The organism is Streptomyces sp. NPDC085481, assembly GCF_044541845.1.
In the GTDB taxonomy this organism is placed as follows: Bacteria; Actinomycetota; Actinomycetes; order Streptomycetales; family Streptomycetaceae; genus Streptomyces.
Window position 1 is genome coordinate 83213 of record NZ_JBITTJ010000013.1, and the last position, 15787, is coordinate 98999.

Annotated in this window: 13 protein-coding genes; 5 read left to right on the forward strand and 8 right to left on the reverse strand. The window is 73.3% G+C overall.

The features are described from left to right. Nucleotides 1-100: 100 nt before the first annotated feature. Both ACIGEZ_RS25365 and ACIGEZ_RS25370 read left to right on the forward strand, forming a co-directional pair. Nucleotides 101-592 (forward strand): DUF6153 family protein, encoded by a 492-nt coding sequence (locus ACIGEZ_RS25365; protein WP_399834820.1) that lies wholly within the window; start codon nt 101-103, stop codon nt 590-592. Nucleotides 593-675: 83 nt separating this feature from the next. Then, nucleotides 676-1326 (forward strand): DUF305 domain-containing protein, encoded by a 651-nt coding sequence (locus ACIGEZ_RS25370; protein ID WP_399834822.1) that lies wholly within the window; start codon nt 676-678, stop codon nt 1324-1326. 80 nt (nt 1327-1406) lie between these two features. Here ACIGEZ_RS25370 and ACIGEZ_RS25375 read toward each other — a convergent pair whose 3' ends face one another. After that, the gene (locus ACIGEZ_RS25375; RefSeq protein ID WP_399834824.1) at nt 1407-5162 is read right to left on the reverse strand and encodes a choice-of-anchor D domain-containing protein; all 3756 of its coding nucleotides are present in this window, start codon (nt 5160-5162) and stop codon (nt 1407-1409) included. Between the two features lie 303 nt (nt 5163-5465). Between ACIGEZ_RS25375 and ACIGEZ_RS25380 the strand changes: the two genes are divergently transcribed. Next, complete coding sequence (locus ACIGEZ_RS25380) at nt 5466-6383, forward strand: class I SAM-dependent methyltransferase (RefSeq protein WP_399834826.1); 918 nt, start codon at nt 5466-5468, stop codon at nt 6381-6383. A 138-nt stretch (nt 6384-6521) separates the two neighbouring features. On the opposite strand, the gene ACIGEZ_RS25385 is transcribed toward ACIGEZ_RS25380, so the two are convergent. From ACIGEZ_RS25385 to ACIGEZ_RS25395, 3 genes are all read right to left on the reverse strand, one after another. Continuing rightward, a complete protein-coding gene (locus ACIGEZ_RS25385; RefSeq protein ID WP_399834828.1) occupies nt 6522-7043 on the reverse strand; it encodes a cupin domain-containing protein in 522 nt (173 codons plus the stop codon). Between the two features lie 98 nt (nt 7044-7141). Beyond that, on the reverse strand, nt 7142-8809 hold the full coding sequence (locus ACIGEZ_RS25390; RefSeq protein ID WP_399834830.1) for an amidohydrolase: 1668 nt from the start codon (nt 8807-8809) through the stop codon (nt 7142-7144). A gap of 88 nt (nt 8810-8897) precedes the next feature. Beyond that, nucleotides 8898-10304 carry a purine-cytosine permease family protein gene (locus ACIGEZ_RS25395; protein WP_399834832.1) on the reverse strand — a complete coding sequence of 469 codons (1407 nt, stop codon included), beginning with the start codon at nt 10302-10304 and terminating at the stop codon, nt 8898-8900. Between the two features lie 181 nt (nt 10305-10485). Between ACIGEZ_RS25395 and ACIGEZ_RS25400 the strand changes: the two genes are divergently transcribed. Then, nucleotides 10486-11091 carry a TetR/AcrR family transcriptional regulator gene (locus ACIGEZ_RS25400; RefSeq protein WP_399834834.1) on the forward strand — a complete coding sequence of 202 codons (606 nt, stop codon included), beginning with the start codon at nt 10486-10488 and terminating at the stop codon, nt 11089-11091. A 2-nt stretch (nt 11092-11093) separates the two neighbouring features. Here the strand turns inward: ACIGEZ_RS25400 and ACIGEZ_RS25405 are convergent, their stop codons facing one another. Beyond that, nucleotides 11094-12002, reverse strand: a complete 909-nt coding sequence (locus tag ACIGEZ_RS25405) for a hypothetical protein (RefSeq protein WP_399834836.1) — start codon at nt 12000-12002, stop codon at nt 11094-11096. Beyond that, nucleotides 11999-13468 carry a dihydrolipoyl dehydrogenase family protein gene (locus ACIGEZ_RS25410; protein WP_399834838.1) on the reverse strand — a complete coding sequence of 490 codons (1470 nt, stop codon included), beginning with the start codon at nt 13466-13468 and terminating at the stop codon, nt 11999-12001. The genes ACIGEZ_RS25405 and ACIGEZ_RS25410 overlap by 4 nt, the downstream gene beginning before the upstream one ends. 123 nt (nt 13469-13591) lie before the next feature. On the opposite strand from ACIGEZ_RS25410, the gene trxA reads away from it, so the two are divergent. After that, nucleotides 13592-13960, forward strand: coding sequence for a thioredoxin (gene trxA / locus ACIGEZ_RS25415; protein WP_399834840.1), 369 nt, complete (start codon nt 13592-13594; stop codon nt 13958-13960). A gap of 116 nt (nt 13961-14076) precedes the next feature. Here trxA and ACIGEZ_RS25420 read toward each other — a convergent pair whose 3' ends face one another. Next, entirely contained in the window at nt 14077-15264 is a 1188-nt protein-coding gene (locus ACIGEZ_RS25420; RefSeq protein ID WP_399834842.1) for a thiolase family protein, read from the reverse strand. Between the two features lie 150 nt (nt 15265-15414). Beyond that, the gene (locus ACIGEZ_RS25425) at nt 15415-15684 is read right to left on the reverse strand and encodes a hypothetical protein (RefSeq protein ID WP_399834844.1); all 270 of its coding nucleotides are present in this window, start codon (nt 15682-15684) and stop codon (nt 15415-15417) included. Nucleotides 15685-15787 lie beyond the last annotated feature (103 nt).

Below are 15787 nucleotides of genomic sequence, written 5' to 3' on the forward strand. Positions count from 1 at the left end.
GCGCCTCCTGGATCAGCGTCGGGGGCGCAGGGGGCGCACGTCACGGGCGTGGCGGGTGTACGCCAAACGGGGGTACGCGAAGGGCCCCGCAGGTACCGGTGTGGGGTATTGGGTAGGGTCGGATCAGGAGGTCGAGACCCTGCACGCGCACCCACGGACACGACGCAGCAGCACCCGGGCGGGAGGCGCCCCGGCGCACCTGCTGCTCGTCGTCGTGCTCGCGCTCGGCGTGTTCGTGATGCACTCCGTCGGACACCCGGAGGGTTCTTCGGGCGGCGGTACGGAGGGGACGACGCATGCGTCATCCGCGCCGGCGCACCACGGAGGCGACTCCACGGGATCGCCGCCCGGGCCCGCCTCGGAGTCGTCGCCGAAGTCCTCCTCGCACGACTCCGGCATGGCGATGGACATGACCACGCTCTGTGTGGCCGTGCTCGGCATCTGGCTGCTCGCCGGACTCGTCAGGGCCGCGCTGTGCCGCCACGCCGACTGGACCGCGCTGCTCGCCGCACGCCTGCTGCCCTCGTCGGGCCCCAACGCGCCGCCGCCACGCCCTCCTGACCTCGCCCGGTTGTCGGTCCTCCGGATCTAGGCCGTACCGCACCCGCGGGCGCTTCGCGCTGCCCGCAGACGTGTTCGGCCCATCCGAGAACGACAGCACACGAGGTGTCACACATGCGTGCCTTCATCAACCCCTCTGCCCGCAAGCTCGCCCTGACCGGCGCCGTCGCCGCCGGCGCCCTCCTGCTCGCCGCCTGCGGCGGCGGCTCGGCGGACGACACGAGCGCAATGGACCACGGCGGAAAGCCGTCCGTCTCGACCACCGCCTCCGCTTCCGCCTCGGCGGGAGCCTCCGCATCCGGCTCCGCGGGCGCGTTCAACGACGCGGACGTGATGTTCGCGCAGATGATGATCCCGCACCACGAGCAGGCCCTTCAGATGGCGAAGCTCGCCGGCGGGCGGGCCGAGGACGCCGAGATCAAGAAGCTCGTCGGCGAGATCGAGAAGGCCCAGGACCCGGAGATCCGCACGATGCGGACCTGGCTCGAGGCCTGGGGCAAGCCCGAGTCGGCGGGCCACGCCGGCCACGGCATGGCCGGGATGATGTCCGACCAGGACATGAAGGAGCTGGCGGCGGCCAAGGGCAAGGCCTTCGACCGCAGGTTCGCCGAGCTGATGATCGCCCACCACGAGGGCGCGGTGGAGATGGCGAGGACGGAGCAGAAGGAAGGCTCCGACGCGGCCGCGAAGAAGGTGGCCGACGACGTGGTGCGGACCCAGGCCGCCGAGATCGCTCAGCTGAAGCGGATCCTCACCCGGCTCTGACCCGTTCCCCACGCACACGAAGCGGCCCCGCGCCCATCGCGCGGGGCCGCCCCCTTTCCCCGTATCCCCGTATCCCCGTGTCAGTAGCCGATCCGTACCCCCGCGACCGCGTGCTGGTCGGTGCTGCCGCCCGTCGCGCCGCTGAAGCCGACGAGGACGTTCTGCGGGAGGGCCACGGCGACGTCGATGACGCGGGTGCCGTCGATGCTGACCTGGAGGTGACCGCTGACGACGACGGCTTCGACGATGTGGCTGCCGCTGCGCAGGTTGGGCACGTTCGTCGCCGTGGCCGCGTACGTCAGCGCGGAGCCGGTGCCCTTGGTGGCCACCGCGACGAAGTTCGACGACGGGTCCGTATCGTCGTTGGCGTACGTGTCGAGGGTGACGGCGACGCCCGGGAGCCCGGCGTAACCGAGTCCGCCGCCGCCGGAGCCCAGTGACTTGGGTGTCGCCTTCGTCGCGTCGAGGAGCAGCAGCGCGAGCCCGTCGGCGCCGGTGCCGCCGCCGATGGTGGCGGCGAACCGGGCGTTCAGCTGGGCGGACGGCACGGCCGTGCCGTGGATGGCGGAGCCGGTCTTGTCGGACTGGGCGGGGGTCAGGATCAGGTTGCCGCCGGAGAGGACGGCGCTGCCGTTGTACGTCCAGCCGTTGGGGCCGGGCGGCGGCACCGCGAACGCGGCGGCGGTGATGGCCGCCTTCCGTACGGTGTGGATGTCGTGCTTGCCGCCGGTCGCCCCGGTGAAGGCGAGGTAGGCGGTCGGCGGCAGCGAGGCCACGCTGGTGCTGAGCCGCTGGGTGCCGTCGACGGAGACGGTGAGGGTGCGGCCGCTGACGGCGACGTCGACGGTGTGGGTGCCGGAGCGCAGGCTGGGCACGTTCGTGGTGGTCGAGGCGTAGGTGAGGGTGTCGCCGGTGCCGGCGGTGGCGATGCCGACGAAGTTGGCCGAGGGGTCGGCGCCGTTGCGGTACGTGTCCAAAGTGACGGCCACACCCGGCAGGCCGGAGTAGCCGAGACCGCCGCCCCCGGCACCGAGTGCGGTCGGGGTGGCGCCGGCGGCGTCGAGAAGGGCGAGGGAGAGGCCGTCGGCGCCGTTGCCGCCGCTGAGGGAGGTGGTGAAGGAGGCGTGGAGGCCGTCGGTGAGCACGGGCACGGGCCAGACGGCCGAGCCGCGCTGGTCGGTGACGGCCTGGGTGAGCTGGAGGTCGCCGCCGGACATCCGGGCGTTGCCGTTCAGCTTCCAGCCGCCCGCGTCGGGGGCAGGGACGGTGACGCCGGTGCCGGCGGTCCCGGTGCCGGTGAGGGTCTCCTTGAGCGTGCCGCTGCCGTCGTCGGCGGAGATCTCGTACGTGGCGTTCGCGGTGCCGACCGCGGTCGGCGAGAAGGTCACCTTCTGGTGGAACACCTCCCCGGGGCGCAGGACCAGGCCCTCGCTGACGGGGTCGGCGACGTGGAAGGGGGCGGCGGGCGCCTTGGCTTTGGTGAGGGTGAGCGGGATGTTGCCCGAGTTGCCGATGTCGAAGGTCTCGGTGATCGACTGCCCCACCTTCACCGATCCGAAGTCGGTCGAGGCGGGTGTCAGCGTCAGCTTGGCCTGCCCGCTCACCGCGTTGCCCTTGAGGTCCACGGTGGCGGTGCCGTTCTGGCCGGTCAGCGAGAGCCTTCCGGTCTGGTCGCCGGCGGCCGTGGGGTTGTAGGCGACCTGTACGGACACGGACTGCTGGGGCTGCACGACCGTACCGGAGCCGGGCAGGCCGGTGACGCGGAACGGCGCGGCCGGCGCCACGGAACCCGAGACGGTCTCGGGCTGGGTGCCGGTGTTGGTGAAGACCACGCCGAGCGACTTGGTCGTCGTCGTGGGGATGGAGCCGAAGTCGAGCGCGGTGGGGGCCGCGACGAGGCCCGGCCGGGTGCCGTAACCGCTGAGCCCGACCGCGCTGTCGCCGAGGTTCGTGGCGAAGGTCAGCACCGAGGCGGCGGGCCCTGGACCGGTCGGCGCGAAGGACACCGGCACGGAGTAGGTGTCGCCGGCGTGCAGCGTACGGGGAAGGCCGGTCGGGCGCGCCGTGAACGCCCCGCCCGCCGGAGTCCGCACGGCGTCGATCGTCACGTCACGGGTCGCCTTGACCGTTGCCGTGGCGCTGCCCGAGGAACCGACCGCCACCTTGCCGAAGTCGACCGGGTCGCTGGTGAGGGCGATGTTGGCGGGACGCCCGAAGGCGAGGACACGGCCGTCGCGGGTACCCACGTAGACCCGGCCGGCGTCGGTGGCCGGCACGGAGAACTTCGAGGCGGTGCCGATCGGCGCCGACCAGCGCAGCTTGAGCGTGCCGTCGACGGGGACGGCGTCGTACGCCCGGAGCTGGCCGTTCGCCCCGTTCGCGCCGTCCGTGTACACGCCCCACACGAGCGCCGAGCCGGGGTTGGTGCCGGTGGAGGTGATCACCGGCGAGCCGGAGGTGTAGCCGAACTTCTCCGCGCTGCTGCCGGTGTTGGTCAGCGCGGGTGCGCCGGAGCCGGTGAGGCCGTACGCGAACGCGCGCAGCGGACCGCGGTTGCCGATCGTGTACACGTAACCGCCCTGCCCGCCGTACGCGGCCGGGTGCCCCCACACACCCTCGTACGGGCCGAAGGTGCCCAGCACCTTGTCGGTGCCCCCGGGGCCCTGGCTGCGTCCGCCGAGGTCGTCGCGGTCGAGCAGGAACAGCCGGCCGTCCTTGCCGATCTGTACGAGGAGCCTCGGGTGGCTGCTGGTGCCGAAGGGCGTGCCCGGCAGGGCGACCGGGCCGCCGGCGCCGAGGTCGGTGTCCTTCTGGTCCAGCTGTTCGGCGTCGGAGGGGCTGAAGAAGTCCTTGGCGGACAGGCTGCCGTCGCTCTGGACGGCCAGCCTGACCACGGACTCCGACAGCTGGCCGGGCGGGGTGTTCCCGGGGCCGACCGGCGGGGTCCTGCCGTTGCCGGTGGTCACGAAGATCCGGCCCGGCCCGTCGGAGACGGGGGCGCCGCCGCCCTGCCAGATGCCGGCCGCGCCGGTGGCGGAGGAGTCCTGGGTCGCCCACATCGTGGTCTTGCGGGTGGTGGTGTTCACGCCGAGGAGGTAGCCGACGTACGGGGGGCGGATGCAGTGCGAGGCGAAGCCGATGTACACCGAGCCGTCCAGGAGGAGCAGCCCGGCGCGCTGCCCCGCGGTGAACGGGTTGAAGGCGTGGGCCGGGTCGTTGGTCGGCGTGCCGCCCACCTTGATGGGCCAGCCGCTCCGCTCGGCGCCGGTCACCGGGTCGAGGGAGTGCACGTACCAGTTGGGGTGCTGGACGTCCGGGCCGTCGTTCACCTTGGAGGTGAGGAGGAGGGACTTGGTCTCCGGGTCGTACACGGGGGTGGAGGTCACGCCGATGTTCGGGACCAGGTCCCCGCAGTTGATGGCCGAGGCGGGCCAGGGCGTGCCGAGCTCCTTGGTCCAGCTGATCTTTCCGGAGGCGGCGTCGAGGCCGTAGACCTTGTTGTTCTCCGTCGCGACGACGACGGTGCCGCCGATGACCAGGGGCTGGGCGTAGACCTGGCCGTCGACCGCGGTCGAGAACTGCTGGCCGAAGTCGGAGCTTGACACCTGGTCGGGGGCGAGGCCGGGCTCGTTCTGGTCCCAGCCGGTGCGCAGCGTGTCATGGGAGATGGTGGTCTGGTCGGCGGCGGCCCGCGGGTCGGGGATGGGAGGGACCGGCCGGCCGGCCGGGCTGACGGCCGCGGTCGCGGTCGCGGTCGTGGGCGCCAACGCCCCGCCGGCACCGAGGATCAGACACATCGTCAGCATTCGGGCGAGCGCTCGGCGTCTGCCGGTCATCATCTCCACCTTGTGTGGGGCCTCCACCGTGTGTGGGGGCGCGGGGCGGGGCGGAGACCGGATCGCCCCCACCGAGCCCATCGTGCGGCGAGCCGGCCGCAGTCGGGCGCCACCGCGTCAGGGAAACGGTGCACTTCACCTGGTCGGGTGGCTGCGGCCCGCTGGACGGAGGCAGGCCGGCCAGTCCTCGGAGGCGTCGGCAGGAGCGCAATTCCGAAGAAGCGGCGCCGGTGGACCGCCGCCTAACGTGGTGATCACGAGAAGCGGGGCGCAGCCCCGTACGGGGAAGGAAAGCGGAGCACCATGTCTGACGAGCGAGCAACGGTCATCGACGGCAATGCAGTGGACGGCACGGCAGTGGAGGGCGCGACGGTCGACGGCACGGCGGTCGACGGCACGGCCCTGCGGGTCGCCCTGTGGCGGGCCCTGCACGTACAGGCCGACCCGCGTCCGCATGTCATCGAGGACGAGATCGGGCTGCGCCTGGCCGGCCCGGAGGACGGCTGGACCGGCCGCCCGGACATGGACCGCGAGGCCACGAGCCGTATGCGCGCCTCCATCGTGGCCCGGGCCCGATTCATCGAGGACCTGGTCGAGGAGCAGGCCGGCCAGGGGGTCACCCAGTACGTCATGCTCGGCGCCGGCCTCGACACGTTCGCCCAGCGCAGGCCGGACCTGGCTGCCGGACTTCGGGTCTTCGAGGTCGACCAGCCCGGTACACAGGCCTGGAAGCGGCAGCGCCTGGTCGAGCTCGGCCTCGGCGTCCCCGACTGGCTGCGGCTCGTGCCGGTCGACTTCGAGGCGGGTGACTCCTGGTGGGAGCGGCTGGTGGCGGCCGGCTTCGACGCGGACCGGCCCGCGGTCGTCGCCTCCACCGGCGTCATCATGTACCTCACGCGGGACGCGGCCGCGGCCACGTTCCGTCAGATCGCGCAGCTCGCCCCCGGCTCCACGCTGGCGTCGACGTTCATGCTGCCACTGGAGCTCGTCGCACCGGAGGAGCGTCCGCTGCTCCGGGCGACGGAGCAGTCCGCACGGGCGGCCGGGACGCCCTTCGTCAGCTTCTACTCCCCGTCACAGATGCTGGAGCTGGCCCGCGAGACCGGCTTCGGGGAGGCCCGGCACATCTCGGCCGAGTCCCTCACCGAGCGCTACTTCGCCGGCCGTACGGACGGACTGCGGCCCTCCAGCGCCGAGGAGCTGCTGGTCGCGAAGGTCTGATGCCCGCCGCTTGCCCCAGGTGCGGGAGCGGAGCACTGGCCGGCAGCCGAACGAGGTGGTCGACGGACATGAGAACTGCTCCGCCGCGGCGAGGTCCCGCGGGGGGGCGGGTGACGCGGACGTGCGCGGCGGCGTCGATCACGCCGAGGCCTCCAGGGCGGCGCGCCAGACGGGGCTGTCGACGTAGTGGTTGTCGTACTGCTCGGCCGAGTCGGCGATCTCCTGGAAGTCGGCCTCGCCGCGCATGACGCGGCCGAGCAGACGCAGGTAGTCGAAGCGGCCCATGCCGGGCGTGAAGACGAACAGGACGTCCGCCTCGCAGCCGGGCGCGGCGGCGAAGGCGTGCGGGGTGTGCGGCGGCACGGCGAGGAAGTCGCCCGCGTCGAGGGTGGTGATCTCCTCGCCCACCAGGACCTGGAGGGAGCCGCTGATGACGAAGAACAGCTCGGTCGCCTTGGTGTGGAAGTGGGCGGGGGCGCCCACCGCTCCCTTGGCGAAGGTGGAACGGTAGCTGGTGAAGCCGTCCGCGGTCTGGCCGGAGTCGGCGAGCAGGGTCATGACGCTGCTCGGGTCGGCACAGGTCTCGGCCTCGGCGTGGCGGGTGAGCACGGGCGCGAAGGGCGCGGCGGGCAGGGACGTGGCGTTCTGGTCTGCGGTCACGACAGTGACTCTATGATCTTGAACACCACCCCGGCCAAACGGATTTTCGACCTCCGGGCCCGGCCCGCCGCGTCCACCCCTTTTCCGTGGATTTCCCGCTAGCGGGAGGCGTGCACGGCTTCCCCGCCCACGACGTCCCCGCCCACGACGACCGTGTCGGCGACGGTGCCCGGGATGGCGTCGGGGTCGATCCGCAGGATGTCCCGGGACAGCACGACGAAGTCGGCGAGCTTGCCGACGGTGAGCGAACCCCGGTCCCGTTCCAGGAAGTTGGCGCGGGCCGATCCCATGGTGTAGCCCTCGACGGCGGTGACGACGTCGATCGTCTCCTCCTCCGTCCAGGCCGCGCCTCCGCCGGGCGGGCGGCGGGTCACGGCGGCGTGGATGCCGATCATGGGGTCCATCTCGGCGACGTTCCAGTCGCTGGACAGGGCGAGCAGGGCTCCCGCGCGGTGCAGGCTGCGTAGCGGCCAGGCCTTGTGCCAGCGTGCGGGGCCGATGTTGACGGCCCAGTCCTGGCCGGGGCCCGCGATGTCGGGGGCGGCGTGCCGGGGCTGCATGCAGGCGGTGACGCCGAGGGCGGCGAAGCGCGGGGTGTCGGCGGGGTCGAGGCATTCGACGTGCACGATCTGGTGGCGGGCGTCGCGCGGCCCGTTGACGGCGCGCGCCCGCTCGACGGCGTCCAGGACGGTGCGGATGCCCCGGTCGCCGGTGGCGTGCACGAAGCACTGGAAGCCGCGCGCGTCGAGGCGGGTGAGGAGCTCGGCGAACTCCTCGGGCGGGTAGAAGGTGTCGCCGCGGTGGTGGCGGCAGCCCGCGTACGGTTCGAGGAGCGCGGCGGTGCGGGGTTCGACGACGTCGTCGATGTAGAGCTTCAGCGGGCCGACGCGCAGCCGGTCGTCGGCGAACTCGCGTGCCGCGGCGGCGAATTCGTCGAGCTCGGCGTCGGTGGTGCCGCGCGGGTGGAAGAGGGCGGCGACGATCCGGGAGCGGAGCCGGCCCTCGGCGCGGGCACGCTGGAAGAGGGCGAGGTCGTCGAGGGAGTTCTGGGGTTCGACGACGGTGGTGATGCCGTAGCGGGCGGCGTCGTCGAGGCTCTTGGCGAGGCGCCCGTACTGGCGGTCGGCCGAGGCCCAGGGGACACCGAGTTCGCGCAGCGCGCGATGGCCCTCGCGGGAGAGTCCCTTGATGGCGAAGTCCTTGACGAATCCGGTGGGTTCGCCGGTGTCGGGGTCGATGACGGCGGTGCCGAACGGCAGGTCGGTGCGGCCGGTGTGGACGCCGAGGCGGTGCAGGGCGGCGGTGTTGAGCCAGGCGGTGTGGACGTCGTAGCTGAGGACGAGGGCGGGGGTGTCGCCGGTGACGGGGTCGAGGTCGGCGGCGGTGGGCATCCGGCCGCCGGGGATCGCGGAGTAGTCGAAGGCCTCGGCCTCGATCCAGGCGGCGTCCGGGTGCGCGGTGTGCCAGGCGCGGATGCGGGAGTGGATCTCGTCGAGGTCGCGGGCGCCGGCGAGTTGGACGCAGGCGTCGTCGGAGCCGAGGCGTACGTGGTTGTGGGCGTCGACGAAGCCGGGCAGGACGAGCCGGCCCTCCGCGTCGAGCACCCGGGTGCCGGGCCCGGCCCAGGCGTGGGCCTCGGCGTCGGCGCCCACCCACACGATCCGGCCGTCGCGGACGGCGAGGGCCTCGGCCTCTGGCAGGTCGGGGTCGACGGTGTGGATGCGGGCACGGGTGAGGAGCAGGTCGGCGGGGGCGGGGCGGTTCATACGGGGCTTTCTCCAGGTGCGGTACGGCGGGGGGGGCTGCGGGGGGCCTGCGAGGGGGGGGGCCTGCGAGGGGGCGGCGGGCCGTCTGTCAGACGGGGGTGGGCCGTACGGTGCGGCGGGCGAGGACGACGTACACGAGCGCGGAGACGACCGAGCCGAGGAGGGTGAGGTCGGCTCCGCCGAGCGGCGCGACGAGCGGGCCGGTCCACAGCTCGGAGTCGCAGGTGAGCGCCGCGAAGAGCATTCCGGCGAGGAGTGCGAGGAGACCGGCCGGATGCCATCCGGCGCGGTACCCGTACGCGCCGCCTTCGGCGGCGTGCAGGGCGTCGGAGTCGTACGTGCAGCGGCGCAGCACCATGTCGGCGAGGAAGACGCCGCCCCAGGGGGCGAACACGATGATCAGGAGGGAGAGGAAGGCGAGCAGCGAGGTGGTGAAGTCGGCGAGGAAGAGGGCGCCCAGCGAGCCGACGGCGGTGACGGCCGCGCTGATGACGATCGCGCGGGCCCGGCTCCAGGGGATGCCGAGGACCTGGAGGTTCAGGCTGGACGAGTAGAGCGTGATGATCGAGTTCGTGACGGAGCCGCCGAGGACCAGTACGAGGAAGACGGGCCCGAACCAGCCGGGCAGCAGTCCCTCCGTACCGGCGACCGCGTCGGCCATGTCGGTCTGGGTGGCGGCGGCGACGCCCGCGACGCCCAGGGCCACGGAGGAGACCAGGCCGCCGAGGCCGCCGCTCCAGGTGAGGGACTTGAGGGAGGTGGTGCGGGGCAGGTAGCGGGTGTAGTCGGCGGGCATCGGCAGGTACGAGAAGGGGCCGGCGAGCATGACGACGAGGGCCAGGCTCCAGCCGGAGGCGCCGGGCGCGGCGGCGGGGGCGGCGGTGTCGGCGCCGGGGAGCACGAAGGCGATGAGGGCGGCGAAGCCGACGGCGAGGGCGTAGGCCATCCAGCGTTCGGCCCACTGGACGGTGGCGTGGCCCCACAGGGCGACGGCGAAGGTCAGCGTGAGGGTGACGGCGAGGGCGACGGCGCGCGGGAGGCGGCCGCCGCTCCAGCCGAGGTCGGCGAGGAAGGCTTCGAGGGCGAGCGTGCCGACGACGGTGTTGACGACCGTGTAGCCGATGCTGACGACCCAGTTGAGCAGGCCGGCGGGCCAGTTGCCGCGGACGCCGAAGGCCGCGCGGGAGATGACGAGGGTGGCGGTGCCGGTGCGGACGCCGCTGAGTCCGGCGGCGCTGATGACGAAGAAGGAGAGTCCGCCGAGCACGACGACCCCTGTGGCCTGCCAGAAGGAGAGACCGAAGGCGACGGCGAGGGCTCCGTTGATGACGTAGGTGAAGGTCAGGTTGGAGCCGAACCAGAGCCAGAAGAGGTCCTTGGCCCCGCCGTGGCGTTCGGTGTCGGGGATCGGGTCGATGCCGTGGCCCTCGACCTGGAAGACCTCGTCCTGGCCGCTGCGGCCCGCTGTCGCGGGCGCCGTCTCGTGTCCGAGCACGCCGCACTCCTGTCGTGAATGGCGATCGCCAATGACGATCTTGAATGACGATCTTGAATGCTGTTCTAACTCTTTGAATGGCATTCAAGATGTGGGATGGGTTCCGGCCACGTCAAGACCTGACCGGATCGCGGATTAGAGTCGTCCCCGTAGAGAGCGGCCGACGACGAGGACGGGACCGGTGGCAGGGGCAGCACGGCGGCGGGACGGGAGCATCACCCAGGAGCGGATGCTCGAGGAGGCCATGACCGCCATCGCCGAGGACGGCCTCGGGGCGCTCACCATGTCCGCCCTCGCCGAACGCCTCGGGACCAGCGGCGGCCACATCCTGTACTACTTCGGCAGCAAGGACCTGCTGCTGCTCGCCGCCCTGCGGTGGAGCGAGGCCGCGCTCGCCGAGGAGCGGCGCGAACTGCTCGCCCGCCGGGTCACCGCCCCGCGCCGGCTCGACCTCTTCCTCCAGCTCTATCTGCCGCGCGGGCCGGGGGATCCCCGCTGGACGCTGTGGATCGAGCTGTGGGCCCGCATTCCGGCCAACGAGGAACTGCGCGCTGCGCAGCGCGAGCTCGACCGGGGCTGGCAGCAGGACCTGGAGGCGCTGCTCGCCAAGGGCGTCGCCCAGGGACGGTTCGCTCCCCTGGACGTGACCGCGCGCGCCTCCGAACTCCTCGCGCTGCTCGACGGGTTGAGCACGCGCGTGGTCCTCGGGTACGAGTCGGGCCCGGACGCCCGGCCCGCCCTGGAGGCGGCCCGGGCGGCGGCCGGGCTGCTGGTCCCTCGCGTCTGAGCTCAGCCCTCCGGCGGCGGCTCCCAGGGAAGCGGCCGCAGGGTGGCGAACGGCCATTGGAGGGCGTCGGGGTGGCGGCTCGTCTGCTCCGCGTACCAGAGGATCTGCTCGGTGTGCAGCATGGGGCGGGAGAGCCGCGCGATCGGCGGATACGAGGCCGCAACGGCCTCGGCGACCAGGAGGCTCGCCTCGGCGTCCGACCCGGGTTCGCCGGGGTGGCCGTGCGGCACGCCGTACCACGCGGCCACGGACCGCAGCGAGCGGCTGCCCGGGCGGTAGCGGTCCGCGTGCCGGTCGAGGACGAGCGGGTCACAGACAGGCGCCACCCCGGCCGGCAGCCGCTCGGTGAGCGGGGCGAGGCCGTGCCGGACGAGCTCGGCATGCAGCGTGCTCAGGACATACGGGGCGAACCAGACGACGAGCAGTTCCCTGGATCCGAGATGCGCGGCGACGAGGCTCGCGAGCTCGTCCAGGGCGCGGCCGGACGGGACGGCACCGTCCGAGCCCGCAGCAACAGGGGACGACGTATCCACGGACGGGATATTGGATCCAGGATGCACCACAGGGGACGCGGGATCCGCGGACCGGAGATCGGATCCTGGATCCAATATCCAATCGTGTGCCGTGCCGTCGCTGCCCCGCAGGGCCGCGGATCGGATCCGATCCACCGCGGGCCGGTTGCCGGTGGCCGCGATGTCCAGCGCCAGAAGCCGCCGCCGGTGCCAGCCGGGATGGTCGCCGCGCGGCGGCGGGCCGGGCACCGGGGCGTGCTCGGGGTGGTAGACCTCCCAGCCCTTCGCCCCGTGCCGCAGCAGCCCGGCGCCGGCCGGGACGGGCGCGCCACAGTGGGCGCAGGAGGCGTCGTACTCGTTGACGCGCTCGCGCGGCCGCCCGCCCGGCCCTTCGGTCATGACGTGCCCGCTCCGTCCCGGTACGCCTCCAGGAGCCGCAGCCAGGCCTCGCTCAGCGTGGGATAGGCCGGAACGGCGTGCCAGAGGCGGGCGATCGGGACCTCGCCGGTGACGGCGACGGTCGCCGAGTGGAGGAGTTCGCCGATGCCGAGCCCGACGAACGTGACGCCGAGGACGGTCTCCCGGTCCAGGTCGACGACCATGCGCGCCTGCCCGCGGTAGCCCTGGGCGTACAGGCCCGCCCCGGCGACCCCGGACAGGTCGAGGTCGACCGCCCGCACCCGGTGCCCGGCGGCCTCGGCGGCGGCGAGCGTGAGACCGACGGACGCGGCCTCCGGGTCGGTGAAGACGACCTGCGGGACGGCGGCGTGGTCGGCGGTCGCCGCGTGCGGGCCCCAGGCCGCGGCCTCCACGGCCCCGTCCCCGCCGGCCCGGGCGGCGATGGCGGCGCCCGCGATCCGGGCCTGGTACTTGCCCTGGTGGGTCATCAGCGCCCGGTGGTTGACGTCCCCCACGGCGTAGAGCCAGTCGTGCCCGTCGACGCGCAGGCTGTCGTCCACCGACAGCCAGGAACCGGGTTCCAGGCCGACCGACTCCAGACCGATGTCCTCCGTACGGGGCCGGCGCCCGGTCGCGAACAGCACCTCGTCGCCCTCGACATGGTCCCCGCCCTCCAGGACCACGGTCACCGGACCCGTGCTCCCGTCCCGTACGACCGCGCTGACCGTGACACCGGTACGGACGTCGGCGCCGCGTTCGGCGAGTGCGGCGGCGACGTGCTCGCCCGCGAACGGCTCCATCCGGGGCAGCACGCCCGCGCCCCGTACCAGCAGCGTCACGCGCGCGCCGAGGGCCTGCCAGGCGGTGGCCATCTCCACGCCGACCACTCCCCCGCCGACCACGACCAGACGGCCGGGCACGACGGACGAGCTGGTCGCCTCGCGGCTGGTCCACGGCCGGGCACCCGCCAGCCCCGGCAGGTCCGGCAGGACGGCCCGGCTGCCGGTGCAGACCACGACGGCGTGCCGGGCGGTGAGGACCCGGCGGTCGCCCTCCGGCCCCTCCACGGTGACCCGGCGCGGCCCCTGGAGCCGGCCGTGGCCGCGGTAGAGGCGGGCGCCGGTGGATTCCAGCCACTCCACCTGGCCGTCGTCCTTCCAGTCGCCGACGACGGCGTCCCGGTGGGCGAGGACCTCCTGGGTATCGAGCGGGCCGTAGGCGTGGCGGCGAAGGCCGGGAACCCTGCGGGCCTCGGAGCGGGCGATGGCGGGCCGGAGCAGCGACTTGCTGGGCATGCAGGCCCAGTAGGAACACTCGCCGCCGACCAGTTCGCCCTCCACCGCCGCCACACTGAGCCCGGCCGCCCGGACCCGGTCCACCACGTTCTCCCCGACCGGTCCCGCGCCCAGGACCACCACGTCGTACGCGTGCTCGTTCTCGTGCCGGTGTTCCGCCGCTTGTGTCATGGCTTCCAGTCTGGGGGCGGCGGTGCGGAATAGCGCGGCTCGATACGCCGTTGTGCGGGGCGAGTCCCCAGGGGACCGTGTGGACGGCACGCAAAGGGCGCTGGACCCCGAAAGGTAGGAAGAATGAGCACTGTCGAGCTCACCAAGGACAACTTCGACCAGGTCGTGAGTGAGAACGACTTCGTCCTGATCGATTTCTGGGCGACGTGGTGCCCGCCGTGCCGTCAGTTCGCGCCGGTCTTCGAGGCCGCGTCCGAGCGCCACGACGACCTGGTCTTCGCCAAGGTCGACACCGAGGCGCAGCAGGAGCTGGCGGCCGCGTTCGAGATCCGCTCGATCCCGACGCTGATGATCGTCCGCGACAAGGTCGCGGTGTTCGCGCAGCCCGGCGCGCTGCCGGAGGCGGCCCTGGAGGACGTCATCGGCCAGGCGCGTGCCCTGGACATGGACGAGGTCCGCAAGTCCATCGCCGAGTCGCAGCCCCAGGCGTAGCCACCGCGGCACGGGTGGTCGGCCCGCACGCGGCGTGCGCTCACCCCGCACGCGGCCGGGCGTCGCGCAGGGGTGGTCCGGGATCCGGGCCACCCCTGACGCGTACCCGCGGGCTCTCAGCGCTCCAGGACGAGCGCGAGGCCCTGCCCCACGCCGATGCACAGCGCGGCGAGGCCGGTGCCGGAGCCGGCCGCCGCGAGCTGGTGGGCGACCGCGCCGGCCAGGCGGGCGCCCGAGGCGCCCAGCGGGTGGCCGATGGCGATGGCGCCGCCGCGCGGATTGACCACGGCGGGGTCGAGTTCCGGCCATTCGGCGAGGCAGCCGAGGGACTGGGCGGCGAAGGCCTCGTTCAGCTCGAAGGTCGTCAGGTCCGCGAAGCCGCGGCCGGCCTTGTCCAGGGCACGTCGGACGGCCTCGACCGGGCCGAGTCCGAAGAGCTGCGGCTCGATGCCGGTGACGGCGGAGGCTCGGATCCGGGCGAGCGGCTCGCGGCCGGTCTCGCGCAGCCCCTCCTCGTCGACGACGAGCAGGGCCGCGGCGCCGTCGTTGAGCGGCGAGGCGTTGCCCGCGGTGACGGTGCCCCCCTCGCGGCGGAAGGAGGGCTTGAGCTTGGCCAGGGCCTCCATCGAGGTGGTGTCGCGGATGCACTCGTCGCGTACCAGGTCGACGCCCTCGTAGGGGACGACCTCGCCGTCGTACAGGCCCTTGGCCCAGGCCTCGGCGGCCTTCTGGTGGCTGGCGAGGGCGAAGGCGTCCTGCGCCTCACGGGTGAGGGCGTGCTTGTCGGCGACGAGTTCGGCGCCCTCGCCGAGGGCGACGGTCCACTCGGCGGGCATCCTCGGGTTGGTCATGCGCCAGCCCAGCGTCGTGGAGTGCAGCTGCTGGTGGCCGGCCGGGAAGGCGCGCTCCGGCTTCTGCAGGACCCAGGGGGCCCGCGACATGGACTCGACGCCGCCGGCGATGACGACGGAGGCGTCACCCAGGGCGACGGCGCGGGCGGCCTGGATGACGGCCTCGAGGCCGGAACCGCACAGCCGGTTGACGGTGACGCCGGGCACGGAGGTGGGCAGCCCGGCGAGCAGGACGGCCATGCGGGCGACGTCGCGGTTGTCCTCGCCGGCGCCGTTGGCGTCGCCGAAGTAGACGTCGTCGACGCGGGCCGGGTCGAGGGCGGGGGTGCGGTCGACGAGCGCCTTGACGACGTGGGCGGCGAGGTCGTCGGGGCGTACGGAGGAGAGGGCGCCGCCGAACTTGCCGATCGGGGTGCGGACGGCGTCGACGATGTAGACGTCGCGGATGCTCATCGGTTCTCTCCCACGGGGCTTGCGTGACCTTTGTCAGGGCAACGGCGCGGGGATGTTCGCCTGGTGAAGCATTGTTCGTCCCCGCGGGCCCGAGTCTCCGCCCGTCCGCGGGCCCCTGTCAACGCCCCCAGGACCCGTCACGGCCGCGCCCTACGCCGTCTGCGGGCCCCTGATCAGCGCCGTCAGGCCGTAGTCGAGTTCCCGGCCGTCGACGAGCAGGGCCTCAACCGTCCGCGTCTCGGGGTCGATGTCGACGACCAGGCCGTGACCCTCGTAGATCGGGTAACCGGACTCGCCCGTACGGCCGGTGGCCTCCACGACCGCGGAGCGGACGGCGCTGTTCTCCACGGACGCGCCGCCCCGGTCCTCCACGTGCGCCGGCACCAGCAGGATCTCGAAACGCTTCGGGTGTGTGCTCATGGACCGACGCTAAGCCGACCGCGCTTCCACCGCCGCCCGGCCCGGCGCGCTCCCCGGCCCCCGGCCGCCCGGCCCGCCGCGCCTCCCCGCCACACCGCCCGGC